Source organism: Pseudomonas sp. RIT288, assembly GCF_000631985.1.
GTDB lineage: Bacteria > Pseudomonadota > Gammaproteobacteria > Pseudomonadales > Pseudomonadaceae > Aquipseudomonas.
Map to the genome: position 1 here is coordinate 17,294 of NZ_JFYN01000042.1, position 24,380 is coordinate 41,673.

Annotated in this window: 24 protein-coding genes; 14 read left to right on the top strand and 10 right to left on the bottom strand. The window is 61.0% G+C overall.

Translation table 11 applies throughout. The features are described from left to right. Positions 1-57: 57 nt before the first annotated feature. The 6 genes from BW33_RS23485 (at position 58) to BW33_RS23510 (ending at position 6,294) form a co-directional block, all read left to right on the top strand. Positions 58-1,353, top strand: coding sequence for an OprD family porin (locus BW33_RS23485; RefSeq protein WP_047601533.1), 1,296 nt, complete (start codon positions 58-60; stop codon positions 1,351-1,353). Positions 1,354-1,625: 272 nt separating this feature from the next. Continuing rightward, complete coding sequence (locus BW33_RS23490) at positions 1,626-2,450, top strand: NAD-dependent epimerase/dehydratase family protein (protein WP_047601535.1); 825 nt, start codon at positions 1,626-1,628, stop codon at positions 2,448-2,450. 30 nt (positions 2,451-2,480) lie between these two features. Continuing rightward, the gene (locus BW33_RS23495) at positions 2,481-3,374 is read left to right on the top strand and encodes an SMP-30/gluconolactonase/LRE family protein (protein WP_047601537.1); all 894 of its coding nucleotides are present in this window, start codon (positions 2,481-2,483) and stop codon (positions 3,372-3,374) included. Positions 3,375-3,438: 64 nt separating this feature from the next. Further along, positions 3,439-4,410 (top strand): TRAP transporter substrate-binding protein, encoded by a 972-nt coding sequence (locus tag BW33_RS23500; protein ID WP_047601540.1) that lies wholly within the window; start codon positions 3,439-3,441, stop codon positions 4,408-4,410. Between the two features lie 76 nt (positions 4,411-4,486). After that, positions 4,487-5,014, top strand: coding sequence for a TRAP transporter small permease (locus BW33_RS23505; protein WP_047601543.1), 528 nt, complete (start codon positions 4,487-4,489; stop codon positions 5,012-5,014). Then, entirely contained in the window at positions 5,014-6,294 is a 1,281-nt protein-coding gene (locus tag BW33_RS23510) for a TRAP transporter large permease (RefSeq protein WP_047601545.1), read from the top strand. Before BW33_RS23505 ends, BW33_RS23510 begins: the two co-directional genes overlap by 1 nt. Positions 6,295-6,485: 191 nt before the next feature. On the opposite strand, the gene BW33_RS23515 is transcribed toward BW33_RS23510, so the two are convergent. The 3 genes from BW33_RS23515 to BW33_RS23525 form a co-directional block, all read right to left on the bottom strand. Continuing rightward, positions 6,486-7,286 carry a sulfite exporter TauE/SafE family protein gene (locus BW33_RS23515; RefSeq protein WP_047601547.1) on the bottom strand — a complete coding sequence of 267 codons (801 nt, stop codon included), beginning with the start codon at positions 7,284-7,286 and terminating at the stop codon, positions 6,486-6,488. Positions 7,287-7,295: 9 nt separating this feature from the next. Further along, positions 7,296-8,540 (bottom strand): NAD(P)/FAD-dependent oxidoreductase, encoded by a 1,245-nt coding sequence (locus BW33_RS23520; protein ID WP_047601550.1) that lies wholly within the window; start codon positions 8,538-8,540, stop codon positions 7,296-7,298. A 165-nt stretch (positions 8,541-8,705) separates the two neighbouring features. Then, a complete protein-coding gene (locus BW33_RS23525) occupies positions 8,706-9,047 on the bottom strand; it encodes an ArsR/SmtB family transcription factor (protein WP_007965280.1) in 342 nt (113 codons plus the stop codon). 91 nt (positions 9,048-9,138) lie between these two features. On the opposite strand from BW33_RS23525, the gene BW33_RS23530 reads away from it, so the two are divergent. Continuing rightward, on the top strand, positions 9,139-10,002 hold the full coding sequence (locus BW33_RS23530) for an MBL fold metallo-hydrolase (RefSeq protein ID WP_047601552.1): 864 nt from the start codon (positions 9,139-9,141) through the stop codon (positions 10,000-10,002). Between the two features lie 2 nt (positions 10,003-10,004). On the opposite strand, the gene bkdR is transcribed toward BW33_RS23530, so the two are convergent. Next, positions 10,005-10,493, bottom strand: coding sequence for a Bkd operon transcriptional regulator BkdR (gene bkdR, locus BW33_RS23535; RefSeq protein WP_027613216.1), 489 nt, complete (start codon positions 10,491-10,493; stop codon positions 10,005-10,007). A gap of 185 nt (positions 10,494-10,678) precedes the next feature. Here bkdR and BW33_RS23540 point away from each other — a divergent pair, with 185 nt between their 5' ends. The 5 genes from BW33_RS23540 (at position 10,679) to BW33_RS23560 (ending at position 16,898) form a co-directional block, all read left to right on the top strand. Further along, a complete protein-coding gene (locus tag BW33_RS23540; protein WP_003224001.1) occupies positions 10,679-11,914 on the top strand; it encodes a 3-methyl-2-oxobutanoate dehydrogenase (2-methylpropanoyl-transferring) subunit alpha in 1,236 nt (411 codons plus the stop codon). 1 nt (position 11,915) lies between these two features. After that, positions 11,916-12,974: an alpha-ketoacid dehydrogenase subunit beta gene (locus BW33_RS23545; protein WP_003224000.1), complete on the top strand. Its 1,059-nt coding sequence runs from the start codon at positions 11,916-11,918 to the stop codon at positions 12,972-12,974. After that, on the top strand, positions 12,975-14,255 hold the full coding sequence (locus BW33_RS23550) for a dihydrolipoamide acetyltransferase family protein (protein WP_047601555.1): 1,281 nt from the start codon (positions 12,975-12,977) through the stop codon (positions 14,253-14,255). 7 nt (positions 14,256-14,262) lie between these two features. Further along, positions 14,263-15,636 carry a dihydrolipoyl dehydrogenase gene (gene lpdA / locus BW33_RS23555; protein ID WP_047601557.1) on the top strand — a complete coding sequence of 458 codons (1,374 nt, stop codon included), beginning with the start codon at positions 14,263-14,265 and terminating at the stop codon, positions 15,634-15,636. A 242-nt stretch (positions 15,637-15,878) separates the two neighbouring features. Further along, the gene (locus BW33_RS23560) at positions 15,879-16,898 is read left to right on the top strand and encodes a branched-chain amino acid aminotransferase (RefSeq protein WP_027613221.1); all 1,020 of its coding nucleotides are present in this window, start codon (positions 15,879-15,881) and stop codon (positions 16,896-16,898) included. A 136-nt stretch (positions 16,899-17,034) separates the two neighbouring features. On the opposite strand, the gene BW33_RS23565 is transcribed toward BW33_RS23560, so the two are convergent. The 3 genes from BW33_RS23565 to BW33_RS23575 form a co-directional block, all read right to left on the bottom strand. Beyond that, positions 17,035-17,856: a TIGR03915 family putative DNA repair protein gene (locus BW33_RS23565; protein ID WP_047601559.1), complete on the bottom strand. Its 822-nt coding sequence runs from the start codon at positions 17,854-17,856 to the stop codon at positions 17,035-17,037. Then, positions 17,853-19,073 (bottom strand): putative DNA modification/repair radical SAM protein, encoded by a 1,221-nt coding sequence (locus BW33_RS23570; protein ID WP_047601560.1) that lies wholly within the window; start codon positions 19,071-19,073, stop codon positions 17,853-17,855. Before BW33_RS23570 ends, BW33_RS23565 begins: the two co-directional genes overlap by 4 nt. A 108-nt stretch (positions 19,074-19,181) precedes the next feature. Continuing rightward, positions 19,182-19,940, bottom strand: a complete 759-nt coding sequence (locus BW33_RS23575) for an ArsR/SmtB family transcription factor (protein WP_047601562.1) — start codon at positions 19,938-19,940, stop codon at positions 19,182-19,184. Positions 19,941-20,018: 78 nt separating this feature from the next. Here BW33_RS23575 and BW33_RS23580 point away from each other — a divergent pair, with 78 nt between their 5' ends. Then, positions 20,019-21,122: a cytochrome P450 gene (locus BW33_RS23580; protein ID WP_047601563.1), complete on the top strand. Its 1,104-nt coding sequence runs from the start codon at positions 20,019-20,021 to the stop codon at positions 21,120-21,122. On the opposite strand, the gene dmeF is transcribed toward BW33_RS23580, so the two are convergent. The 3 genes from dmeF to BW33_RS23595 form a co-directional block, all read right to left on the bottom strand. Beyond that, a complete protein-coding gene (gene dmeF, locus BW33_RS23585) occupies positions 21,119-22,048 on the bottom strand; it encodes a CDF family Co(II)/Ni(II) efflux transporter DmeF (protein ID WP_047601566.1) in 930 nt (309 codons plus the stop codon). The two genes, BW33_RS23580 and dmeF, sit on opposite strands and share 4 nt — an antisense overlap. 12 nt (positions 22,049-22,060) lie before the next feature. Beyond that, a complete protein-coding gene (locus tag BW33_RS23590) occupies positions 22,061-22,336 on the bottom strand; it encodes a metal/formaldehyde-sensitive transcriptional repressor (RefSeq protein WP_047601568.1) in 276 nt (91 codons plus the stop codon). A 463-nt stretch (positions 22,337-22,799) separates the two neighbouring features. Beyond that, a complete protein-coding gene (locus BW33_RS23595; protein ID WP_047601570.1) occupies positions 22,800-23,138 on the bottom strand; it encodes an FKBP-type peptidyl-prolyl cis-trans isomerase in 339 nt (112 codons plus the stop codon). A gap of 163 nt (positions 23,139-23,301) precedes the next feature. Between BW33_RS23595 and BW33_RS23600 the strand changes: the two genes are divergently transcribed. Beyond that, positions 23,302-24,378: a sensor domain-containing diguanylate cyclase gene (locus BW33_RS23600; protein ID WP_047601572.1), complete on the top strand. Its 1,077-nt coding sequence runs from the start codon at positions 23,302-23,304 to the stop codon at positions 24,376-24,378. Positions 24,379-24,380 lie beyond the last annotated feature (2 nt).

The window sequence follows — 24,380 nt, forward strand, 5'->3', positions numbered from 1 at the left end:
TTGTACGACGACGTATAACAAATAATAAAAACAAAAAATGAAACAGGGAGCGTCACAGTGAGCACACACGTCTGCAATTCCGTTCGCACGTCCCGTATTTCCATCCCCCGCCCGTGTTCCACCCTGAGTTTGATCGGCTGCAGCAGCCTCGCCCTCGTTTTGCCGATGAGCGCAGACGCCGAAGGCTTCCTCGAAGACAGCAAAGCCACGCTGAACCTGCGCAACGCCTACTTCAATCGCAACTTCGTCAACCCGAACTACCCGCAGGGCAAGGCGGAAGAGTGGACGCAGAACTTCATCCTCGACGCCAAGTCCGGCTTCACCCAAGGCACCGTCGGTTTCGGTCTCGATGTGCTGGGAATGTATTCGCAAAAACTCGATGGCGGCAAAGGTACGGGCGGTACGCAACTGTTGCCGATCCACGATGACGGGCGCCCGGCGGACAATTTCGGTCGCCTCGGCGTGGCGCTGAAGGCCAAGGTGTCGAAGACTGAATTGAAGGTGGGCGAATGGATGCCGGTGCTGCCGATCCTGCGCTCGGACGATGGCCGCTCGTTACCGCAGACCTTTCGCGGTGGCCAGATCACCTCTACCGAGATCAACGGCCTGACCCTCTACGGTGGGCAGTTCCGTGGCAACAGCCCGCGCAACGATGCCAGCATGGAAGACATGTCGATGAACGGCCGCGGCGCCTTCACCTCCGACCGTTTCAACTTCGGCGGCGGCGAGTACACCTTCAACGACAAGCGCACCCTGGTCGGCGTGTGGTACGCCGAACTCAGCGACATCTACCAGCAGCAGTATTTCAACCTCAGCCATAGCCAGCCCCTGGGCGACTGGACGCTGGGCGCCAATCTCGGTTTCTTCACCGGCAAGGAAGACGGCAGCGCCCAGGCCGGCGACCTCGATAACAAGACAGCATTTGCCCTGCTGTCGGCCCGCTACGGCGGCAACACCTTCTATGTCGGCCTGCAAAAACTCAGCGGCGACGACGCGTGGATGCGGGTCAACGGCACCAGCGGCGGCACCCTGGCCAACGACAGCTACAACGCCAGCTATGACAACGCCAAAGAGCGCTCCTGGCAGTTGCGTCATGACTACAACTTCGTCGCCCTCGGCATTCCCGGCCTGACCCTGATGAACCGCTACATCAGCGGCGACAACGTGCACACCGGGACGATTACCGATGGCAAGGAATGGGGTCGCGAATCGGAACTGGGATACACCGTACAGAGCGGGCCGCTGAAAAACCTCAACGTGAGATGGCGCAACGCGACGATACGCCGGGACTTCAGCACCAACGAGTTCGACGAGAACCGGGTCTTTATCAGCTATCCGATTTCGTTGTTGTAACCGGGCGACGCCGCGCCTGTAGGAGTGAGCCTGCTCGCGATAGCGATCCGTCAGCCGCCGGTGTGCTGACTGGTACACCGCTATCGCGAGCAGGCTCGCTCCCACAAGAGGATTGCATTGCAAGGAGGGAATTGTGTTGAAGGGAAAGGAACTGGGCCTTCCGTCACTTACACCAAAAGTCGCGTTGACAAGTTCCGGAAAGCCTACCGATACTTCAGCGCAGTCATACGACAACCTACAACAAACCTAATAACAATGTGTAAGGGATTGCCATGACGTCTACCTCTACTCCACGTGCCCCGTTCAACCGTCTGCTGCTGACCGGCGCCGCCGGTGGCCTGGGCAAAGTCCTGCGCGAACGTATGCGCCCTTATGCCCGTGTCCTGCGCCTGTCGGACATCGCCGCTCTCGCCCCAGCCGTTGATGATCGCGAAGAAATCGTCCCCTGCGATCTGGCTGATAAACACGCCGTGTACCAACTGGTCGAAGGCGTCGACGCGATCCTGCATTTCGGCGGTGTCTCCGTGGAGCGGCCCTTCGAAGAAATCCTCGGCGCCAACATCTGCGGCGTATTTCACATCTACGAAGCCGCACGCCGCCATGGTGTGAAGCGAGTGATCTTCGCCAGTTCCAACCACGTCATCGGCTTCTACAAACAGGACGAGCCGCTCGACGCCAGTTGCGCCCGCCGCCCCGACGGCTACTACGGATTGTCCAAGTCCTACGGCGAAGACATGGCCAGTTTCTACTTTGATCGCTACGGCATCGAGACCGTCAGCATCCGCATCGGCTCCTCGTTCCCCGAGCCGCAGAACCGCCGAATGATGCACACCTGGCTGAGCTTCGACGATCTCACCCAATTGCTCGAACACTCGCTGTATACGCCCAACGTGGGCCATACCGTGGTCTATGGCATGTCCGCCAACAAGGACGTCTGGTGGGACAACCGCTTCGCCAGCCACCTCGGTTTTGAAGCCAGGGACAGCTCCGAAGTGTTCCGCGAAAAAGTCGAAGCGCAGCCTATGCCCGCCGCCGATGACCCGGCGCGGATCTATCAGGGCGGCGCGTTCGTCGCGGCCGGCCCCTTCGGCGACTGAACACTCCGACAACGACGCAAAGGAATGAGTATGCAAGCCGAATTGATCGTCGATGCTCGCAACGCCGTGGGCGAAAGCCCGGTCTGGGTGCCGCAGGAAAACGCGCTGTATTGGGTCGATATTCCCAACGGCGGGCTGCAACGCTGGAGCGCTGACACCGGCCATGTGCATGCCTGGAAAACCCCGCAAATGCTCGCCTGCATCGCCCGTCACAGCGATGGCGGCTGGGTTGCCGGCCTGGAGAGCGGCTTTTTTCATCTGCACCCGCACAGCGATGGCAGCCTCGACAGCGAATTGCTCGCCACCGTCGAGCACAGCCGGCCAGACATGCGCCTCAACGATGGTCGCTGCGACCGCCAGGGCCGTTTCTGGGCCGGCAGCATGGTGCTGAATATGGGCCTGAACGCGCCTGCGGGCCGACTCTATCGCTACGGCGCCGTCCCGTCAGGCGTGATCGAAGCGCAGCTGGACGGGTTCATCGTGCCGAACGGCCTCGGCTTCAGCCCTGACGGCAAGACGATGTACCTGTCGGATTCGCATCCGGACGTGCAATTGATCTGGGCCTTCGATTACGACACCGAGACCGGCACCCCGTCGAATCGGCGGATCTTCGTTGACATGAACCACTTCCCCGGCCGACCGGATGGCGCCGCCGTGGATGCCGAAGGCTGCTACTGGATCTGCGCCAACGACGCCGGACTGATTCACCGTTTTGCCCCGGACGGACGCCTCGATTTCTCGCTGGAAGTGCCGGTGAAGAAACCGACGATGTGTGCCTTCGGCGGCAGCCGCATGGACACCCTCTTCGTGACCTCGATTCGTCCCGGCGACGACCACGATCCGCAATCCCTGGCCGGCGGCGTGTTCGCCCTCAACCCCGGGGTCAAAGGCCTGGAAGAACCGCTGTTCGACGATTCCCTGTAACACTCGCCTCTGCTGCACCGCTGCGCCTTGAACACAACAATAACAAGACTGGAGACTCACCCCCATGTACTTCAAACGCACCTTGCTGGCCGCTGCACTCCCGCTTATGTTCACCTTCACTGGCGCCGCCCAGGCCCTGCAACTCAAATTCGCTGACATCCATCCCGCCGGTTATCCAACCGTGGTGGCCGAAGAAAACATGGGCAAGACCCTGACCAGGGAGACCAACGGCGAGCTGACCTTCCAATACTTCCCGGGCGGCGTACTGGGCTCTGAAAAGGAAGTCATCGAGCAGATGCAAGTCGGCGCGGTACAGCTGTCTCGCGTCAGCCTGGGTATCGTCGGCCCGGTAGTGCCGGATGTGAACGTGTTCAACATGCCGTTCATCTTCCGCGATCATCAACACATGCGTAACGTCATCGACGGCGCAGTGGGCGACGAGATCCTCGACAAAATCACCAACTCCGAATTCGGCCTCGTGGCCCTGGCCTGGATGGACGGCGGCACGCGCAACGTCTACACCAAGAAACCGGTACGCAAGCTTGAAGACCTCAAGGGCATGAAGATTCGTGTCCAGGGCAACCCGATGTTCATCGACATGATGAACGCCATGGGCGGTAACGGTATCGCCATGGACACCGGGGAAATCTTCAGCGCCTTGCAGACCGGCGTGATCGACGGCGCGGAAAACAACCCGCCGACCCTGCTCGAACACAACCACTTCCAGAACGCCAAGTTCTACAGCCTGACCGGTCACTTGATCCTGCCAGAGCCGATTGTGATGTCGAAAATCACCTGGGAAAAACTCACCCCGGAACAACAGGCGCTGGTCAAGACCGCCGCCAAGGCTGCCCAGGCTGAAGAACGCGTGCTATGGGACAAGAAGTCCGCTGCCAGCGAAGAAAAACTCAAGGCCGCTGGCGTCGAGTTCATCCAGGTCGACAAGAAACCCTTCTACGACGCCACCGCTCCGGTGCGGGAAAAGTACGGCGCGAAGTACGCCGACCTGATCAAGAAAATCGAAGCCGTTCAGTAACGCCTCCCGCTCCGTACTCATTAACCAGGCCCGGCGCACCTGATGACTCAGGCGCGCCCGGTAACGGTGGAACCCGATGAAGAATCTGCTGCTGCGTATCAACGACAAGATCTACATGACGTGCATCTGGGTCGCCGGCCTTTCCGTCCTGGCGATTTCCCTGATGATTCCCTGGGGCGTGTTCGCCCGCTACGTGCTGGGCACCGGTTCGAGCTGGCCAGAGCCGACGGCGATCCTGTTGATGATGGTGTTCACCTTCATCGGTGCCGCCGCCAGTTACCGCGCCGGTGCGCACATGGCCGTGGCCATGCTCACCGACCGCATGCCACCGCACGTGAGATCCGCGGCGGCGATTTTTTCCCAACTGCTCATGGCGGCGATCTGCATTTTCATGACCATCTGGGGCGCCAAGTTGTGCATGTCCACCTGGAACCAGTTCATGGCGGCCCTCCCCGACCTGCGAGTTGGCGTGACCTATCTGCCGATTCCCGTGGGCGGCTTGCTGACACTGGTTTTCGTCCTGGAAAAACTCTTGCTCGGTGACCAGAGCAAACGGCGGGTCGTGCAGTTCGATCTGGTTGAAGAAAGTGAAGGTGGCGCTTAATGGACGCTCTGATTCTGCTGGGCAGTTTTATCGTATTGATCCTCATCGGCATGCCAGTCGCCTATGCGCTGGGTGCCGCCGCGCTGATCGGTGCGTGGTGGATTGACATCCCGTTCCAGGCGGTGATGATCCAGGTCGCGTCGGGGGTGAACAAGTTCTCGCTGCTGGCCATTCCGTTCTTCGTCCTGGCCGGTGCGATCATGGCCGAGGGCGGCATGTCCCGGCGTTTGGTGGCGTGTGCCGGAGTGTTGGTGGGTTTTGTGCGCGGAGGCCTGTCGCTGGTCAACATTGTCGCCTCGACCTTCTTCGGCGCGATCTCCGGTTCCTCGGTGGCCGACACCGCGTCGGTGGGTTCGGTGCTGATCCCGGAAATGGAACGCAAGGGCTATCCACGGGATTTCTCCACCGCGGTGACCGTCAGCGGCTCGGTGCAAGCCCTGCTCACGCCACCCAGCCATAACTCCGTGCTCTACTCCCTGGCCGCCGGTGGTACGGTTTCGATTGCCTCGCTGTTCATGGCGGGCATCGTGCCGGGGTTGCTGATGAGCGCCTGCCTGATGGTGCTGTGCCTGATCTTCGCGAAAAAACGCGACTACCCCAAGGGTGAAGTCATCCCGATGCGCCAGGCGTTGAAAATCGTCGGCGAAGCCCTCTGGGGCCTGATGGCGATGGTGATCATCCTCGGCGGCATTCTCTCGGGGATCTTCACCGCCACGGAATCGGCGGCCATCGCAGTGTTGTGGTCGTTCTTCGTGACCATGTTCATCTACCGCGATTACAAGTGGCGTGAACTGCCGAAGCTGATGCACCGCACGGTACGCACCATTTCCATCGTGATGATCCTGATCGGTTTCGCCGCGAGCTTCGGCTACATCATGACCCTGATGCAGATTCCGGCGAAAATCACCACGCTGTTCCTGACCCTGTCGGACAACCGCTACGTGATCCTGATGTGCATCAACGTCATGCTGCTGTTGCTCGGCACGGTGATGGACATGGCGCCGCTGATCCTGATCCTGACGCCGATCCTGATGCCGGTGATTCTCGGCATCGGTGTCGATCCAGTGCAGTTCGGCATGATCATGCTGGTCAACCTCGGGATCGGGCTGATAACACCGCCGGTGGGCGCGGTGCTGTTTGTCGGTTCGGCGGTGGGCAAGGTCAGTATCGAGAGCACCGTGAAAGCGCTGCTGCCGTTCTATGCGGTGCTGTTCCTGGTGTTGATGCTGGTCACTTACATCCCCGCCATTTCCCTGTGGCTACCGCACTTGGTGTTGTAACAACCCGAAGGATCGCAGCCTCGTTTCACTCGACAGCTCCTACAGGGGAATGCGATTCCTGTAGGAGCTGCGGCACTTGGTGTTGTAACAGCCTGAAAGATCGCAGCCTCGTTTCACTCGACGGCTCCTACAGGGGAATGCGATTTCTGTAGGAGCTGCCGAAGGCTGCGATCTTTTGATCTTCCATACACTCAAGCCCGGAACAACATATACCCCGCCACCACCAGACACACGCTGGCAAACCCCACCTGCAATGTCCGCGCCGGCACCCGCGCACAAAGCTTGCGCCCGATGATCATCCCGACAATGCTGGCCACGATGAACGCCGCACCTTGAGTATCAATCCGCACGCCCGCCTGAAACGAGCCGATCACGCCAATCGCCGAAATCAGGCTGATCACCATCAGCGACGTGGCGACGATTCCGCGCATCTGCACATCGGTCAGTTGCTTGAACGCCGGCACGATCAGGAAGCCACCACCGACGCCGAGCAGGCCCGAAACCACACCGGTCACCGCGCCCAGTGCCGCAAGAGTCGCGGTGCATTTGGCGGTCCAGTCGAAACGACCGGTCTGCTCATTGAGCATGCAGTTCTTCTGCCCCCAGCTCGCGTGACCGTGGTCGCTCGGCCCCTCTTGTGCACGCTCGCGGCGCAGCATGCGCCAGGCCACCATGACCATCAGCAGGCTGAAGAGGATCATCAGGATCTTCTCCGGCAACTGATGCGCAAAATAAATGCCCAGCGGCGAAAACACCGCCCCGAGCGCGGCAATCAGCAGCGCTGCGCGATAGCGCACCAGGCCATGGCGCAAGCCGTCGATCGCCCCGACTGCCGCCGCACTGCCGACGGCGAACAACGCCACGGGCGCGGCCTGGGTCATGCTCCAACCCAAACCGAGCACCAGCGCCGGCACCGCGAGAATTCCGCCACCCGCCCCGGTCAGCCCGAGAATCAGCCCCATCAATACGCCAAACAGACTTGCCAGCAACATAGGGAGTTCTCAGTCGACTTTGGACAAACCGGTCAGCCACTCGCGGCCCTTGAGCATGCCGTTCCAGTAGAACCACGGCAGCAGCGTCGCCTTGAGGAACCACGCCGAGCGGCGCGGCACGGTCGCATTGAGGGCTAAGGTCGGCAGCAGCTTTCCGCCGTAACCGAACTCGGCGAGGATCACCTTGCCCTTCTCCACTGTCAGCGGGCACGAACCGTAACCGTCGTACTTCAGTGGCAGCGGTTGTTGCTTGCGCAGGGCCAAGAGGTTTTCGGCGACTACGACGACCTGCTTGCGCACGGCGGCAGCGGTTTTCGCATTGCTGGTGCCGCAGATGTCGCCGATGGCGAACACTTCCGGGAAGCGCGAATGTTGCAGGCTGTGCGGGTTCACTTCGCACCAGCCAGCAGCGTCGGCCAGCGGGCTCTGGGCGATGAAATCCGGTGAGACCTGCGGCGGCACCACGTGCAGCAGATCGAAGGTTTTCGCCTGTGTGGTGAGGTTGCCGTCAGCATCCTTGATCTCGAACCAGGCGGTTTTCGCCGGGCCGTCGACCTTGACCAGATTGCTGTTGAAGGCCAGTTGCGCGTTGTACTTTTCGATGTACTTCATCAGCGGCGGGACGAAGGTCGCGACGCCGAACAACGCGGCGCCGGCGAGGTTGAATTCAACCTCGACCTTGTTCAGGACGCCGGTTTTACGCCAGTGATCGCACGACAGGTACAAGGCCTTCTGCGGTGCGCCGGCGCATTTGATCGGCATCGCCGGCTGAGTGAACAACGCCTTGCCGCCACGCAGTTTCTGCACCTGATCCCAGGTGTACTGCGAGTGCTGATAGCTGTAGTTGGACGTCACGCCATGCTGACCGAGGCTTTCCTGCAGGCCTTCGATCCTCTCCCAGGCCAGACGCAGGCCGGGGCAGACGATCAGGTTCTGGTAAGTGACGGTGCGCTGATCGTTGAGGGTCAACCGACGCTGATCGGGATCGATGCCAGTCACCGCCGCCTGAATCCAGGTGGCCTGACGCGGCATCACTTGGCTCATCGGCCGCACGGTGTCCTTGACGTCGTAAGCACCACCGCCGACCAGCGTCCACGCCGGTTGGTAGTAATGCTGGGCGCTCGGCTCGATCACGGTGATGTTCAGAGTGGGATCACGCTTGAGCAGACTGGCGACGAAGCCGATGCCGGCGGTGCCGCCGCCGATGACCACGATATCTGCACTGATGGATGGGCCCCAGTGTTGATCGTTCATTGCTTGTTCCTTATTGCTGCACGCAAGGATTTTCCGGCTATCACATAAATCCACTGTAGGAGTGAGCCTGCTCGCGATAGCGGTATGTCAGTCGATGAAGATGTTGACTGATACACCGCTATCGCGAGCAGGCTCACTCCTAAAGGATTGTGTGGTGGCTGACATTTATTGATGGCCCAGACTTTTCAGTACCGCTCCGCAATACAACCCGGACAGGGTCTTCATCACCTGAATCACTTCAGGACTGGCCAGACCGTAAAAGATGTATTTGCCTTCGCGACGGGTCGCCACCAGGCCTTCATCACGCAGGATGCCCAATTGCTGGGACAGCGTCGGCTGGCGCACGCCGGTCATTTTTTCCAGTTCGCCGACATTGCGCTCACCCTGGGTCAGCTGGCACAGGATCAACAGGCGATCCTCATTGGCCAGCGCCTTGAGCAGCGCACAGGCCTTGGAGGCGGACGCCCGCAACTGGGCAACTTCACATTCGGTCAGACTGGATTGCATTTGCACGATGCCTTCAACGTCACTTAAGCTGCGAACATTATGTTTTTAGATAAAGTGTTGCAACCCATTTCCCTCGTTCAGGTTGGTGTCCATGCCCGCGCAGATTGAAGCTTTCCTCGACCCTGCCTCCTCGACCTACAGCTATGTGGTCTATGAAGCCGATGGCGGGCAGTGTGCAATCGTCGATCCGGTACTCGATTACGATGGCGCCGCCGGTCGCACCGGCACCGTGCAGGCCGACAAAATCATTGCCTTCGTCCGTGAACACCGCCTGCAGGTGCAATGGCTGCTGGAAACCCACGCCCACGCTGACCACCTGTCCGCCGCGCCGTATTTGCGCCGTGAACTGGGCGGCAAGATCGCGATCGGCCAGTCGATCAGCAAAGTGCAGAACGTGTTCAAGGCGCTGTTCAACCTGGAACCGGAATTCTGCGTCGACGGCTCGCAGTTCGATCACCTGTTCGCACCAAACGAGTCGTTCAAGATCGGCAACCTCAAGGCCACCGCCCTGCACGTGCCCGGCCACACCCCGGCGGACATGGCCTACCTGATCGATGGCGAACAGATTCTGGTCGGCGACACGCTGTTCATGCCCGATGTCGGCACCGCCCGTTGCGACTTCCCCGGCGGCAACGCGCATCAACTGTTCAACTCGATCCACAAACTGCTGGCCTTCCCGGCCAGCGTCAAACTCTACGTCTGCCACGACTACCCGCCCGAAGGCCGCGCCGCGCAGTGCCAGACCACCGTCGGCGAGCAGCGTCTGAGCAATATTCATGTGCATGACGGGATCGATGAAGCGGCGTTTGTCGAGATGCGCACTAAACGCGATGCCGGGCTGGGCATGCCGACGCTGTTGCTGCCGGCGATTCAGGTGAATGTGCGGGCGGGGAATTTTCCGGCGGCCGAAGACAATGGTGTGGTTTACCTGAAGATTCCGATTAACAAGCTTTAACGTCAAGACCCCAGCGTCAACCCGTTCGCCGGCAACGGCAGCGCGGTTTTATACCGCACCTGCTTCAGCGCAAAACTCGACCGGATATTCGCCACCCCCGGCACCTTGGTCAGAAAGTCCATCATGAAGCGCTCCAGCGCCTGAATCGTCGGCACCAGCACCCGGATCAGATAGTCCGGGTCGCCGGCCATCAGGTAGCACTCCATCACCTCGGGGCGATCGGAAATCGCCTCTTCGAAATGCTGCAACGCCTCCTCGACCTGTTTCTCCAGGCTGACGTGAATGAATACGTTCACGTGCAGGCCCAGCAGATCGGCATCCAGCAGCGTCACCTGCTCGCGAATCAGGCCCAATTCCTCCATCGCCTTGACCCGGTTGAAACACGGCGTCGGCGACAGATTCACCGAGCGCGCGAGGTCGGCGTTGGTGATGCGCGCATTCTCCTGAAGGCTGTTGAGAATGCCGATGTCGGTACGGTCCAGTTTGCGCATGAGACAAAACCACCTGTTTTTTATGTTTATGCAGAATTTCTATCTGCAAATCGTCTCCAGCGCAACGAAACAGAGATAAATATTCTTCTTGGCCGGGCCTATGATTGTTGTAGGACAAGATTTCTTTCACCCAAGAATGATTGCCAGCTCACTACAAGAAATTCACAAGATCGAGCGTAGAAGCCATGACCCAAGCGTATGAACCGCTGCGTCTGCACGTCCCTGAACCCTCGGGCCGCCCAGGCTGCAAAACCGACTTCTCCTACCTGCATCTGACCGATGCCGGCACGGTGCGCAAACCTTCCATCGACGTCGAACCTGCCGACACCGCCGACCTGGCGCGCGGGCTGATTCGGGTGCTCGATGATCAGGGCAACGCCCTCGGCCCCTGGGCTGAAAACGTGCCGGTCGAGATCCTGCGCAAGGGCATGCGCGCCATGCTCAAGACTCGGATCTACGACAACCGCATGGTGGTCGCCCAGCGGCAGAAAAAAATGTCGTTTTATATGCAAAGCCTTGGCGAAGAAGCCATCGGCAGTGCCCAGGCCCTGGCCTTGAACATCGACGACATGTGCTTCCCGACCTACCGCCAGCAAAGCATCCTGATGGCCCGCGAAGTGCCGCTGGTCGACCTGATCTGCCAGTTGCTGTCCAACGAGCGCGATCCGCTCAAGGGCCGGCAGTTGCCGATCATGTACTCGGTCAAGGACGCCGGTTTCTTCACCATCTCCGGCAACCTCGCCACCCAATTCATTCAGGCTGTCGGCTGGGGCATGGCCTCGGCGATCAAGGGCGACACCAAAATCGCCTCGGCCTGGATCGGTGACGGCGCTACCGCCGAATCGGACTTCCACACCGCCCTCACCTTCGCCCACGTTTACCGCGCGCCGGTGATCCTCAATGTGGTCAACAACCAGTGGGCGATCTCGACCTTCCAGGCCATCGCCGGGGGTGAAGCCACCACTTTCGCCGGACGCGGCGTCGGTTGCGGCATCGCCTCGCTGCGGGTCGATGGCAACGATTTCTACGCGGTCTACGCCGCTTCCGCCTGGGCTGCCGAACGCGCCCGGCGCAACCTTGGCCCGACCATGATCGAATGGGTCACCTACCGCGCCGGCCCGCACTCGACCTCCGACGATCCGTCGAAATACCGTCCTGCCGATGACTGGAGCCACTTCCCGCTGGGCGACCCGATTGCCCGCCTGAAGCAGCACCTGATCAAGGTCGGCCACTGGTCGGAAGAAGAGCACGCCGCCGTCAGCGCCGAGCTCGAAGCCGAAGTGATTGCCGCGCAGAAACAGGCCGAACAGTACGGCACCCTCGCCGGCGGCCAGATTCCAAGCGCCGCGACCATGTTCGAAGACGTCTACAAAGAGATGCCGGAGCACTTGAAGCGCCAGCGTCAGCAGTTGGGGATCTGACATGAACGATCACAACAACAATATTCAGTTGGAAACCGCCATGACCACGACCACCATGACCATGATCCAGGCCCTGCGCTCGGCCATGGATGTGATGCTTGAGCGTGACGACAATGTGGTGGTGTTCGGTCAGGACGTCGGCTACTTCGGCGGCGTGTTCCGTTGCACCGAAGGCCTGCAGACCAAATACGGCACCTCGCGCGTATTCGACGCGCCGATCTCCGAAAGCGGCATCGTCGGTGTTGCGGTGGGCATGGGCGCTTACGGACTGCGTCCGGTGGCCGAGATTCAGTTCGCCGACTACGTCTACCCTGCGTCCGACCAGATCATTTCCGAAGCCGCTCGCCTGCGTTATCGCTCGGCCGGCGAGTTCACCGCGCCGATGACCCTGCGCATGCCATGCGGCGGCGGCATCTACGGCGGCCAGACCCATAGCCAGAGCATCGAGGCGATGTTCACTCAGGTCTGCGGCCTGCGCACCGTGATGCCCTCCAACCCTTACGACGCCAAGGGCTTGCTGATCGCCTCGATCGAAAACGATGATCCGGTGATCTTCCTCGAGCCGAAACGCCTGTACAACGGCCCGTTCGACGGCCACCACGACCGCCCGGTAACCCCGTGGTCGAAACACCCGCAAGCCCAGGTGCCGGACGGTTACTACACCGTGCCGCTGGACGTCGCCGCGATCACCCGTCCGGGCAAGGACGTGACCGTGCTGACCTACGGCACCACCGTGTATGTGTCGCAAGTCGCGGCCGAAGAATCCGGCGTGGATGCCGAAGTCATCGACTTGCGCAGCCTGTGGCCGCTGGACCTGGAAACCATCGTCAAATCGGTGAAGAAAACCGGTCGTTGCGTGGTGGTACACGAAGCCACCCGTACCTGCGGTTTCGGCGCCGAACTGGTGTCGCTGGTGCAAGAGCACTGCTTCCATCACCTGGAAGCGCCGATCGAGCGCGTCACCGGTTGGGACACCCCCTACCCGCACGCGCAAGAGTGGGCGTATTTCCCAGGGCCGTCCCGAGTGGGCGCGGCGTTGAAACGGGTCATGGAGGTCTGAATGGGCACGCACGTTATCAAGATGCCGGACATCGGCGAAGGCATCGCAGAAGTCGAACTGTCGCAGTGGCACGTCAAAGTCGGCGACCTGGTGGTTGAAGACCAGGTGCTGGCGGACGTGATGACCGACAAGGCGATGGTCGATATTCCATCGCCGGTGCACGGCAAGGTGATTGCGCTCGGCGGTCAGCCGGGTGAAGTGATGGCGGTCGGCAGTGTGCTGATCAGCATTGAAGTGGAAGGTGCCGGCAACCTGAAAGAGTCCGCCGCACCAGCGCCTGTTGCTGCGAAACAGCCGCCTGCTGCCGCGAAAGTCGAAGCCGCCGTCGAGAGCAAACCTGCCGCCGCTGCTGCACCGCGTCCAGCACCGGTTTGCCAGGGACCGATGGTTGCCCGCGAGGCCGATGAACGTCCGCTGGCCTCGCCGGCCGTGCGCAAGCATGCGCTGGATCTGGGTATTCAATTGCGTCTGGTACGCGGCACCGGCCCGGCCGGTCGCGTGCTGCACGAAGACCTCGACGCCTATCTGGCGCAAGGTCAATCGAACGCTTCGGCACCGGCAGCCGCCGCTTACGCCCAGCGCAACGACGAAGAACAGATTCAAGTGATCGGCATGCGCCGCAAAATTGCCCAGCGCATGCAGGACGCCACCCAGCGTGCCGCGCACTTCAGCTATGTCGAGGAAATCGACGTCACCGCCATCGAAGAGCTGCGCGCGCATCTGAATGAAAAACATGGCGCCAGCCGTGGCAAGTTGACCTTGCTGCCGTTCCTCGTCCGCGCACTAGTCGTGGCCCTGCGCGACTTCCCGCAGATGAACGCGCGTTACGACGACGAAGCTCAGGTCATCACCCGCCTGGGCGCGGTGCATGTCGGCGTCGCCACGCAAAGCGACGTCGGCCTGATGGTGCCGGTGGTGCGTCACGCCGAGGCGCGCAGCCTGTGGGACAGCGCCGCGGAGATCTCGCGTCTGGCCAACGCCGCGCGCAATGGCAAGGCCAGCCGCGATGAACTGTCCGGTTCGACCATCACCCTGACCAGCCTCGGTGCGCTGGGCGGCATCGTCAGCACGCCGGTGCTGAACCTGCCGGAAGTGGCGATCGTCGGCGTGAACAAAATCGTCGAACGGCCGATGGTCATCAAAGGCCAGGTGGTGATCCGCAAGATGATGAACCTCTCCAGCTCCTTCGATCACCGCGTGGTCGACGGCATGGACGCGGCGCTCTTCATCCAGGCCATCCGTGGCTTGATCGAACAACCTGCCACTTTGTTTGTGGAGTAAGGCTCGCATGCAATCTCTGAACACTACGCTGCTGATCATTGGCGGCGGCCCTGGCGGTTACGTCACGGCGATTCGCGCCGGGCAACTGGGCATTTCGACGATTCTGGTCGAAGGCCAATCGCTCGGTGGCACTTGCCTGAACATCGGCTGCATTCCGTCCAAAGCGTTGATTCACGTGGCCGAGCAGTTTCACCAGACCCGCCATCACAGCCAGCATTCGGCGCTGGGCATCAGCGTTTCGGCGCCAACCCTCGACATCAGCAAAAGCGTCGAGTGGAAGGACGGCATCGTCGATCGCCTGACCACCGGCGTCGCCGCGCTGCTGAAAAAGCACAAGGTTCAGGTCATCCATGGCTGGGCCAAAGTCATTGACGGCAAAACCGTGGAAGTCGGCGATACGCGCATCCAGTGCGAACATCTGGTGCTGGCCACCGGTTCGACCAGCGTCAATCTGCCGATCCTACCCATTGGCGGGCCGATCATCTCCTCCACCGAAGCGCTGGCACCGAAGTCCGTGCCCAAGCGCCTGGTTGTGGTGGGCGGCGGTTACATCGGTCTGGAGCTGGGTATTGCCTACCGCAAGCTCGGCGCCGAAGTCAGTGTGGTCGAGGCGCAGGATCGCATTCTGCCGGCCTACGACGCCGAACTGACCCAACCGGTGCACGAAGCGTTGAAGCAACTGGGCGTGAAGCTTTATCTCAAGCACAGCGTGCTGGGTTTCGATGGCACCTTGCAGGTGCGTGACCCGAACGGCGACACCCTGAATCTGGAAACCGATCAGGTGCTGGTGGCGGTCGGTCGCAAGCCAAATACTCAAGGCTGGAACCTCGAAGCACTGAATCTGCACATGAACGGCTCGGCGATCAAGATCGACAGCCGCTGCCAGACCAGCATGCGCAACGTCTACGCCATCGGCGACCTCAGCGGCGAACCGATGCTCGCCCACCGCGCCATGGCTCAGGGCGAAATGGTCGCCGAGCTGATCAGCGGCAAATCCCGCGAATTCAACCCGACCGCCATCGCCGCCGTGTGCTTCACCGACCCGGAACTGGTAGTGGTCGGCCAGACCCCGGACGAAGCCAAGGCTGCCGGGCTGGACTGCATCGTCTCCAGCTTCCCGTTCGCCGCCAATGGCCGGGCGATGACCCTGGAATCGAAAAGCGGCTTCGTGCGGGTGGTCGCGCGTCGCGACAATCATCTGATTGTCGGCTGGCAGGCGGTGGGTGTCGGCGTCTCGGAGTTGTCGACCGCGTTTGCGCAAAGCCTGGAAATGGGTGCGCGACTGGAGGACATTGGCGGCACCATCCATGCGCATCCGACCCTGGGTGAAGCGGTACAGGAAGCGGCGTTGCGTGCTTTGGGGCATGCGTTGCACCTTTAAAGATCAAAAGATCGCAGCCTGCGGCAGCTCCTACAGTGGGGTTGCCGATTCTGTAGGAGCTGCCGCAGGCTGCGATCTTTTCAGCGATGGACAAGGTTTTTTCATAAGCAGGCTAATAAATCTGCTTTTCCCCCCATCGTCCGGGCTGCGAAACCGCGCAAGAATGAAGTATTGTTGTGCCCATCCAAAAAACGTCAGAAGCCTTGAACCGTTTCGACGGTTGTTCAGTGATAGAGGGTGTCATGGGTAACGAGAGCATCAATTGGGACAAGCTGGGTTTTGACTACATCAAGACCGATAAACGCTATCTGTCGTACTTTCGCAATGGCGAGTGGGACAAAGGCACCCTGACCGAAGACAACGTGCTGCACATCAGCGAAGGCTCGACTGCCCTTCACTATGGCCAGCAGTGCTTCGAAGGCCTGAAGGCTTATCGTTGCAAGGACGGCTCGATCAACCTGTTCCGTCCCGACCAGAACGCCGCTCGCATGCAGCGCAGCTGCGCCCGCCTGCTGATGCCGCACGTGTCGACCGAGCAGTTCATCGAAGCGTGCAAGGAAGTGGTTCGCGCCAACGAGCGCTTCATCCCGCCATACGGCACCGGCGGCGCGCTGTACCTGCGTCCGTTCGTGATCGGCGTGGGTGACAACATCGGCGTGCGTACCGCGCCGGAGTTCATCTTCTCGGTATTCGCGATCCCGGTCGGCGCCTACTTCAAGGGCGGCCTGACCCCGCACAACTTCCAGATTTCCAGCTTCGACCGCGCCGCCCCACAAGGCACCGGTGCGGCCAAGGTCGGTGGCAACTACGCCGCCAGCCTGATGCCGGGCTCCCAGGCCAAGAAGGCGCACTTCGCCGACGCCATCTACCTGGATCCGCTGACCCACAAGAAGATCGAGGAAGTCGGTTCGGCCAACTTCTTCGGGATCACCCACGACAACAAGTTCATCACCCCGAACTCGCCATCCGTGCTGCCGGGCATCACCCGCCTGTCGCTGATCGAACTGGCGAAAACCCGTCTGGGTCTGGAAGTGATTGAAGGCGACGTGCTGATCGACAAACTGTCGGACTTCAAGGAAGCCGGTGCTTGCGGTACCGCGGCGGTGATCACGCCGATCGGCGGCATCAGCTACAACGACCACCTGCATGTGTTCCACAGCGAAACCGAAGTCGGCCCGGTCACCCAGAAGCTCTACAAAGAGCTGACCGGCGTGCAGACCGGCGACATCGAAGCGCCAGCGGGCTGGATCGTAAAGGTTTGATCTGACGGTCAGTGATGCATAAAAGCCCCCCATCGAGTGATCGATGGGGGGCTTTTTATTGGAAAGATCGCAGCCTGCGGCAGCTCCTACAGGGGATCAGTGTAGGAGCTGCCGCAGGCTGCGATCCTTTGCTTTTCTATTTCAGCGCAATCCGCTTACCGCCTCGCGCGGCTATCCCGCTCGCCTGCCCATTCTGCTGCTTGCCCATCCGCGCCTGGGTGATCAACCCGGGAATCAATTCGCCCTCCGGCAGATTCTTCCAGAAACGCACCGGCAAGTGCCCTTGCATGACCTTCTCGTTCAACCGCGCCGGATTGAAGATGTGGCTGTAGTACGTCAACCACAACTCGCCGTGCGGGTCATCGACGTTCCGCGCCAGTTGCTGCCATTCCACCGGGCACTGGCGCTGATGAATCAACTGCTCGCCATCGTAATAAACCCCGTCACGCGGCGTGGCGATCAACCAGCGATGGCGGCCCATGCGCCCGATGAAATGTTCGCTGGCGCTGTGCAGGATGTCGTGGGCCGGTTCGTGCCACGCGACGTATTGCGGGCCTGGCTGATCCTGCGGACGTTCGATGAAACGCACGAACGCATGCAAATGATGGGCTTCACGCTGCACCTGCTTGATCCGCCGCTGCAACTCGCTGCCGAGCTTGTCGCCGGCCATCATCGCCGTGCGATCGCCATGACTGACTCGCCACAGTACTTCATACAACAGACTCCAACGCTGGTCGCCCCGGTAGCGCGCGGCTTGCTCCAGGGTATCGAGCAGTGCACGGGGGATGCGTGCCTGAAACGGCCCCTGCCCCTCGGGCACCGAGACGTCACTGGCAAACAGGTCGCTCACGCCTTCCGACGCCCAACTCACCAGGCTCGGGTCGACTTCATGGCTGAGCAGCCAGCGTGCCTGCTGGCGCCAGGTGTCGAACAGGTCGTCGCAATCGAGATTGATCATCCCCACAACCCCATCTGCTGCGGCTGCGGCCGGTCACGCAGTTGCTGATAGAGCATGTGGCTGGTGACTTCGGCCTGTTGCGGGTGGTAGTCGCTGGTGATGATGAACGGCTTGGCCTTGGCCAGCACACAGCGCATGCGTGCCACGTCTTCGTAGCGGATGCGCCGTTGCTGGCGCAATTGCACCAGACGTTCGGTAGTGCGCAGGCCGATGCCGGGGATGCGTGCGATCAGCGACGGCTCGGCGCGGTTCAGGTCCAGCGGAAACACTTCGCGATTCTGCAGCGCCCAGGCCAGCTTCGGATCGATATCCAGCGCCAGATTACCCGGGCCCTTGAGCAGCTCATCGGCGCTGTAGCCGTAACTGCGCAAGAGGAAGTCGGCCTGATACAAACGGTGCTCGCGCATCAGCGGTGGCGCGGCCAATGGCACGCTTTTCGGGCTGTCGGGGATCGGGCTGAAGGCCGAATAGTAGACGCGCCGCAAGCGGTAGTTGCCATACAGCGACTGAGCGCTGTGCAGGATCGTGCTGTCGTCGGTGTCGTCGGCGCCGACGATCATTTGCGTACTTTGCCCGGCGGGGGCGAATTTCGCCGAACGCGGTTCGTTGAGCACCGTTTGCACGCCGGTGTAGATGGTGTTCATCGCTTGCTTGATCGAACCGATCTGTTTCTCCGGGGCCAGGGTTTGCAGGCTGGCGTCGGTGGGCAGTTCGATATTGACGCTGAGGCGATCGGCGTAGCGCCCGGCCTCCTCGATCAATGCCGGATCGGCCTCGGGAATGGTCTTGAGGTGGATGTAGCCGCGAAACTCGTGCTGTTCGCGCAACAGCTTTGCCACGCGCACCAGTTGTTCCATGGTGTAGTCCGCCGAGCGGATGATCCCCGAACTGAGAAACAGCCCGCTGACGCAGTTGCGCCGGTAGAAATCCAGGGTCAGCGTCACCACTTCCTCGGGGGTGAAGCGTGCACGCGGCACATCGCTGGAGCGGCGGTTGACGCAATATTGGCAGTCGTAGAGACAGAAATTGGTCAGGAGGATCTTCAGCAGCGACACGCAACGGCCGTCCGGCGTGTAGCTGTGGCAGATGCCCATGCCATCGGTCGAGCCCAACCCGCTCTTGCCCTCGGAGCTGCGCTTGGGTGCACCGCTGCTGGCGCAGGAGGCGTCGTACTTGGCGGCGTCGGCGAGAATGCTGAGCTTGTCGATGATTTGCATGGCGAAGACTCGGTACTGGTTATGCGTACAGTATCGAGTCTATTGGATTGGCACAAGGTGCAAAACCGGATCAAAAGATCGCAGCCTGGGATTGGGCAGGGTCGAGAATTATCGGGTGTCCGCCATTACTGTAGGAGCTGCCGCAGGCTGCGATCTTTTGATCTTCGCGTCTAACGGCAACTCAACCCCGAACCGCGACCCGATCTCTCGGCGCCCCAGCGCCGATAATCCCAACGCCCGACTGTCCAGATCCTGCGTCACCCACTTGCGTTTCAGCGCCATCTGCAACAACGCCGCGCCCAACGAACCGCCCAGATGCGGCCGACGCATGCTCCAGTCCAGGCACGGGCAGGCGAACTTGCGGCGCAAGCTGATCAAGTCCTGCACCTCAATCCCCAAACCCACGAACAGCGCCTCGCCACTCTCGCTCAAGCGGTAAGCGCGCTCGTCAGTTTCCACCAGCCACCCCGCCTCGAGCAAACGGTCGTGCAGTAACACCGCCAGCGTGCCGGCCATGTGGTCATAGCAGGTGCGGGCGAATTGCAGGCGATCCGGGGTGTGCGGCTTGAAGCTCGGCGCGGCTTTCTGGCCGATCACCATCAACGCTTCCAGCGCCTGCGCCACCCGTTGATCGGCGAGGCTGTAATAACGATGGCGGCCCTGCACGTGCAGGCGCACCAGCGACAGATCCTTGAGTTTGGCCAGGTGTGCACTGGCGGTGGAGGCGCTGACTTCCGCCACGGCCGCTAATTCAGTGCTGGTGCGGGCGTGGCCGTCCATCAGCGAACAGAGGATTTTCGTGCGTGCCGGTTCGGCAATGGCGGCCGCCACCTGCGAAACGCCAATGTCTTGATGTTCTGCGTGCATATTTCGCTCCCCGACGAATCGTCGTCGCTGCGAACTGAAGATACTCGCATCACTTTCCCGACGACAAGGCTGTGAACCATGGACCCGATCATCGCTGCGACGCATGCCGATCCCTACCCCTACTACGCCAAATTGCGCGCCGAGGGCGGACTGACCTTTGATCACGGATTGAAATTGTGGGTCGCCAGCAGCGCCCGAGCGGTATGTGCGGTGCTGGTGCATGCCGATTGTCGGGTGCGACCGCCGCAGGAACCGGTGCCCAAGGCGATTGCCTCGGGGATGGCCGGCAAGGTGTTCGGGCAGTTGATGCGGATGAACGATGGCGAGCGCCAGCGCTGCCCGCGTACGGCTATCGAGCCGTCACTGCAGTTGATAGATGACGAGCAAGTACGCGCACTGGTGGCCGCGCGTCTGATTACGGCGGACGCCGACGGCCTATATAAGGCGATGTTACGCGGCCCGGTGTGCGTGGTCGCGGCGTTGCTCGGCTTCACCCCGGCGCAAGGCCGGACGATCAGTGAGCTGACCGCGGATTTCGTCGCCTGCCTGTCGCCGCTGAGCAATGACCTGCAACTGGCGGCGGCGCATGCGGCGGCGGAGCAATTGCGTGGTTATTTCATCGAGTTGCTGGCTGAAGCTGATAGCAAGTTGCTCACGGCCATCAAGCAGCGTTTTGCAGGTGAGGCAGAAATGCTGATCGCCAACCTGATCGGCCTCTGTTCGCAGACGTTTGAAGCGACTGCCGGACTGATCGGCAATGCACTGATCGCGCTGCAACGTCAGCCCGAGTTGCGTGATGCCTCAGTGGACGCACTGCTGGCCGAGGTTCAGCGCTTTGATCCGCCGGTGCAGAACACCCGGCGTTTTGTCGCGCAGACTTGCGAGATAGATGGTGTGCGGCTCGAGGCTGGCGAGGTGATTCTGGTGCTGCTGGCCTCGGCCAACCGCGATCCATTATTGAATGAAGAGCCTGAGCGGTTTCTGCTGGATCGTCCTGACCGGCGCAGTTTCAGCTTTGGCAGCGGCCGGCATCAGTGTCCGGGACAAGCGATGGCGCTGAGCATCGCCGCCGCGACTGTCAGAGAAATCCTTGATCAGGGTGTGAATCTGCAACAACTGACGTGGCATTACCGCCCGTCCCTCAATGGGCGGATCCCGCTGTTCAGCGCGCTACAGCCTTAGGCGCTGCGCAGTTCGATGGTCAGGTGCGACAGCTCATGCACCGGCGCCAGCCGCTCGCGGATCGCCTCGGCAGTGACGCCGGCGGCGGCCACCACACTGACAATCGCCGCCCGCGCCTGCGGGCCGACCTGCCAGACATGCAGATCGCTGATGCGCACATCATCCGAAGTTTCCAGCAACTCGCGGATCTCCGCCGCCACCGGCTCATCGGTGGTGTCGAGCAGAACCGCAGCGCTGTCGCGCATCAGGTTATAGGCCCACTTCGCGATGACAATCGAGCCGACAATACCCATCGCCGGGTCCAGCCATACCCAACCGAGATAGCGCCCGGCCAGCAACGCGGCAATCGCCAGCACCGAGGTCAGGGCATCGGCCAGTACATGGACGTAGGCCGAGCGCAGGTTGTTGTCGTGATGGTGATGATGATCATGGCCGTGGTCGTGCTGATGGCCGTGGTCATGGCCGTGATGGCCCATCAGCAGGAAGGCGCTGAGGACGTTCACGCCCAGCCCGACAATTGCAATCACGGTCGCTTCGCCGAACGCCACGGTGGTCGGTTCGAACAGACGAAAAATCGACTCGCCGGCAATGCCCAGCGACACCAGCCCCAGCACCATGGCTGAAGCAAAACCGGCCAGATCGCCAACCTTGCCGGTGCCGAAACTGTAGCGGCGGTTGTTGGCGTTGCGCCGGGCGAAACCGTAGGCCGCTGCGGCAATGCCCAAGGCGCCGGCATGCGTTGCCATGTGGAAACCGTCGGCCAGCAAAGCCATGGAGCCGGTGAGGTAGCCGGCGGCGATCTCGCCGATCATCATCACCAACGTCAGCACCACCACCCACAAGGTGCGGCGGGCGTTATCGTCGTGAGACGCGCCGAGAAACTGGTGATCATGGCTGAAACGTTCAGCGCTTGGGGTCAGGCTCATGATGCGCATGCTCTATTTGGAATAACGACGGATGGCTTGCAACAGATCTTCGGCGCCCTGGGCGCGCTGTTCGTCAGTCAGGTCGGGATGCGCCACGTGCTCACGGGTATGGGCCTCGATGAACTGCTCCATCAACCCGTTGACCGCCCCGCGAATCGCCGCTACCAGGTGCAAGGTCTTGGCGCAATCGGCCTCGCCCTCCAGCGCTTTCTCGACGGCCTGTACCTGGCCGGCAATGCGTCGTACACGGTTGAGCAGCTCGTCTTTATGTTCATGAATGTGCGACATACCTATACCCCCTACCCCTATATGGCGCGCATAGTCGCCGATGGCCTGGGCAATCGCAAGCACGGTGAGCTTTCAGGAGATGAACGGAATTTTGAAAACGACCTCAAGCCCTGTGTAGGAGTGAGCCTGCTCGCGATAGCGATATGTCTGATCACATAAATGTTGAATGTGCCGCCCTCATCGCGAGCAGGCTCACTCCTGCATCAGTTTGGTGGTGTTGCTTGCTCTGCGCCTGACACAAATCCCTGTGAGAACAAGAGGCTGATGACGATGGCGGTCTGAAAAACGCAGCATCGCCCTCGACAACCTAGAGCCCCCGACCAGAAATTGAAAAGCGTCCCTGTGGCGAGGGGATCCATGGATCGCGAAGCGATGCCCCAAAAAGGCCTGCTGCGCAGTCCATCGGGGATAACTCCCCTCACCACAGGTTGCCTGGAAATTGATTGATCGGCGGTTACCCGCCTCAATCCTCCCGCGTCAAAACCTCCAACAACTCAATCTCAAACACCAGATTCGAATGCGGCGCAATCTTGCCCATGGTTCGCTCGCCATAGCCCAGGTGCGCCGGCACCAGCAGTTTGCGCTTGCCGCCGACCTGCATGCCCATCAGCCCCTGATCCCAGCCCTTGATCACCCGCCCCGTGCCAATCACGCACTGAAAAGGTTTGCCTCGGCTGTAGGAAGAGTCGAACTCGCTGCCGTCTTCCAGCCAACCAGTGTAGTGGGTGGTGATCAGTGCGCCTTTGACGGCAGCCTTGCCCTCGCCCACCTGAAGATCGATTACCTGCAGTTCATCATTCATGGCATTCACTCTATTGTTCAGCTGGCGGCCGTTTTCCCAGAATTGCCGGTGATTGGCAACCCGCAGGCGCAGATCGATGCTGTATCGGAAGTGAGTGATGAAGAATTAACATAGCCATCCGCCATTACTTCACGGATCAATACGTCATGCTGGCAGCTCCTGAATGACTCACCTCTGGATCAGCCTTGTTATTGGCGTTGTCCTGTTTGCCGTGATTGTCGTACTGGTTTTGCGCGCGCGCGATTTGCGCCGGCAGTTGGCCGAATGCCGCGAGCTGCTGACCCGCGCCGCCGACCGCCAGAACATCCACCAGGACGGCGACGCCGAGCGTTTCAAACGCAGCCAGTACTTTGCGCGGATCGGCACCTGGGATTGGGAAGTCGACACCGATCGACTGTATTGGTCAGACGCGATCTACGGCATGTTCGGGTTCAAGATCGGCGAGATCACGCCGTCTTATGCGCTGTTCTGCTCCTGCGTGCACCCGGACGACCGCGTCAGAGTGCGCGACGGTGAATTGCGTTGCCTGGAGACCGGTGAAAACCACGACGAGGAATACCGCGTGGTCTGGCCCGACGGCACGATTCGCTGGCTGCGGGAAACCGGCAATGTGGTGCGCAACGACCACGACACGGTCATCAAGATGATGGGCGTGGTGCGCGACATCACCGAAGAAAAAGCCTCGGCCAGTTACCTCCAGCACCTCGCCCACTTCGACCCGCTGACTGGCCTGCCCAATCGTCTGGTGCTCGAAGAGCGTTTATCCGAAGCACTGGAACAGGCGCGCCGCAGCCTGACCCGAGTGGCACTGGTGTTTATCGATCTCAACGGTTTCAAGGCCATCAACGACCACTACGGCCATGCCGCCGGCGACCGCGTGCTGATCACCACCGCGACTCGTCTGAAACGCATCCTGCGCGCCACGGACACCGTCGCGCGGATTGGCGGTGACGAATTCGTGGTGATCCTGCAAGGCCTGGCCCCGAGCCTCAACCTGCAGGACGAAGCCCGCAGCGTCTGTCAGAAGATTTTCATCGAACTGTCGCCGCCGATCAGCATCGGCAACGACCAGCGCCATATCGGCACCAGCCTTGGGGTGGCAGTGTTTCCGGACCATGCGCCGACCATGGATCGGCTGCTGCACATTGCCGATCTGGCGATGTATGAGGCCAAGCGCAGCGGGAATAACCAGTATCGGTTGGGGGGTGGGCAGGTATTGAGCCGTAGTCGGGTGGAGTGAAA

Coding starts and splice junctions, on each gene's coding strand:
- dmeF (WP_047601566.1), bottom strand. CDS start 22,048: ATGAGCCTGACCCCAAGCGCTGAACGTTTCAGCCATGATCACCAGTTT.
- lpdA (WP_047601557.1), top strand. CDS start 14,263: ATGCAATCTCTGAACACTACGCTGCTGATCATTGGCGGCGGCCCTGGC.
- BW33_RS23500 (WP_047601540.1), top strand. CDS start 3,439: ATGTACTTCAAACGCACCTTGCTGGCCGCTGCACTCCCGCTTATGTTC.
- BW33_RS23520 (WP_047601550.1), bottom strand. CDS start 8,540: ATGAACGATCAACACTGGGGCCCATCCATCAGTGCAGATATCGTGGTC.
- BW33_RS23570 (WP_047601560.1), bottom strand. CDS start 19,073: ATGCAAATCATCGACAAGCTCAGCATTCTCGCCGACGCCGCCAAGTAC.
- BW33_RS23580 (WP_047601563.1), top strand. CDS start 20,019: ATGGACCCGATCATCGCTGCGACGCATGCCGATCCCTACCCCTACTAC.
- BW33_RS23495 (WP_047601537.1), top strand. CDS start 2,481: ATGCAAGCCGAATTGATCGTCGATGCTCGCAACGCCGTGGGCGAAAGC.
- BW33_RS23490 (WP_047601535.1), top strand. CDS start 1,626: ATGACGTCTACCTCTACTCCACGTGCCCCGTTCAACCGTCTGCTGCTG.
- BW33_RS23560 (WP_027613221.1), top strand. CDS start 15,879: ATGGGTAACGAGAGCATCAATTGGGACAAGCTGGGTTTTGACTACATC.
- BW33_RS23515 (WP_047601547.1), bottom strand. CDS start 7,286: ATGTTGCTGGCAAGTCTGTTTGGCGTATTGATGGGGCTGATTCTCGGG.
- BW33_RS23565 (WP_047601559.1), bottom strand. CDS start 17,856: ATGATCAATCTCGATTGCGACGACCTGTTCGACACCTGGCGCCAGCAG.
- BW33_RS23510 (WP_047601545.1), top strand. CDS start 5,014: ATGGACGCTCTGATTCTGCTGGGCAGTTTTATCGTATTGATCCTCATC.
- BW33_RS23550 (WP_047601555.1), top strand. CDS start 12,975: ATGGGCACGCACGTTATCAAGATGCCGGACATCGGCGAAGGCATCGCA.
- BW33_RS23545 (WP_003224000.1), top strand. CDS start 11,916: ATGAACGATCACAACAACAATATTCAGTTGGAAACCGCCATGACCACG.
- BW33_RS23575 (WP_047601562.1), bottom strand. CDS start 19,940: ATGCACGCAGAACATCAAGACATTGGCGTTTCGCAGGTGGCGGCCGCC.
- BW33_RS23595 (WP_047601570.1), bottom strand. CDS start 23,138: ATGAATGATGAACTGCAGGTAATCGATCTTCAGGTGGGCGAGGGCAAG.
- BW33_RS23505 (WP_047601543.1), top strand. CDS start 4,487: ATGAAGAATCTGCTGCTGCGTATCAACGACAAGATCTACATGACGTGC.
- BW33_RS23525 (WP_007965280.1), bottom strand. CDS start 9,047: ATGCAATCCAGTCTGACCGAATGTGAAGTTGCCCAGTTGCGGGCGTCC.
- BW33_RS23600 (WP_047601572.1), top strand. CDS start 23,302: ATGACTCACCTCTGGATCAGCCTTGTTATTGGCGTTGTCCTGTTTGCC.
- BW33_RS23530 (WP_047601552.1), top strand. CDS start 9,139: ATGCCCGCGCAGATTGAAGCTTTCCTCGACCCTGCCTCCTCGACCTAC.
- BW33_RS23590 (WP_047601568.1), bottom strand. CDS start 22,336: ATGTCGCACATTCATGAACATAAAGACGAGCTGCTCAACCGTGTACGA.
- bkdR (WP_027613216.1), bottom strand. CDS start 10,493: ATGCGCAAACTGGACCGTACCGACATCGGCATTCTCAACAGCCTTCAG.
- BW33_RS23540 (WP_003224001.1), top strand. CDS start 10,679: ATGACCCAAGCGTATGAACCGCTGCGTCTGCACGTCCCTGAACCCTCG.